The organism is Vibrio sp. YT-18, from assembly GCF_033337345.1.
Lineage (GTDB): Bacteria > Pseudomonadota > Gammaproteobacteria > Enterobacterales > Vibrionaceae > Vibrio > Vibrio alginolyticus.
Map to the genome: position 1 here is coordinate 1 of NZ_JAWOQO010000260.1, position 1061 is coordinate 1061.

1 protein-coding gene and 1 pseudogene are annotated in these 1061 nt (G+C 47.3%); both read left to right on the forward strand.

All coding sequences use genetic code 11. From position 1 onward, the window contains the following. Positions 1-697 (forward strand): annotated as a pseudogene (locus tag R7M72_RS25830) (AMP-binding protein); the annotation flags it as partial. A 25-nt stretch (positions 698-722) separates the two neighbouring features. After that, positions 723-1061, forward strand: a 339-nt coding sequence (locus R7M72_RS25835) for an iron-containing redox enzyme family protein (protein ID WP_318056561.1), incomplete at its 3' end; no start/stop codon positions are given.

The window sequence follows — 1061 nt, forward strand, 5'->3', positions numbered from 1 at the left end:
GTCGCAACTGATTAATACCGCGCATGCGCTGAACATCCCTGCGTTTGAAGGTTATGGCTTGTCTGAATGTGGATCCGTCGTTTGTTTGAATACACCAGCCACATTTAAAGCAGGAACGTGTGGCAAACCACTTCCGCACATTCAGATTCGTATCGCGGAAGATGGTGAACTGCTCGTCAAAGGCAACGTTGCTCTTGGCTATTTGAATGAGCCGTTTACTCAAGAATGGTTAGCGACTGGCGACTTAGCCCAAATTGACGCGCAAGGTTTTGTCACTCTCTCAGGACGCAAGAAGAACCTTATCGTCACCGCATACGGCAGAAATGTCTCACCGGAGTGGATTGAATCAGAAGCGTTGGCGTTTTTGCCGATGACGCCACTGATCGTTACAGGTGATAGCCAACAAACATTATGTGCTGTCATTGCCAATAGCGAAGACGTCGAAGCAAAGGTTCATGCATTAAACCGAACCCTACCCGATTACGCTCAAATCCGAACCTTATTGCTGCTGGACAACCCACGAGCCATCTCTGGTTGGTACACGGATAACGGCAAGCTCAAACGAAATCAAATCGAACATGATGTGGCTCAGTTATTAGCGTGCACAACGCCTGAATTAACGCTGCAAGCGCAAAAGATCCAACGCATCGATTTGCCCTTTCAGCAACACATTACGTCTTTCCAAACTGCATCTTAGTTAACGGCTTCTTAAGGAGAAGGTTATGACTTTATTTTTCGAACAACTCAAACAAAGCACTGCCGCTGCTCAACAAGCAATGTTAACTGCGCCAGTCATCGCAGACGTTCAACAAGGCAACATTTCCAAAGATATGTATATCGCCTTTCTAACCCAAGCTTACCATCACGTTAAGCACACCGTTCCCTTGCTGATGGCGTGTGGAGGCCGACTATCTGGGGAATACGAATGGGTACGAGACGCCATTGCCGAATACATCGAGGAAGAGAAAGGCCATCAAGAATGGATTTTAAATGACATTAAAGCATGTGGCGGTGATGCCGAAGCAGTGCGCAACAACAAAGATGTAGGTCAAGTCGGTGCG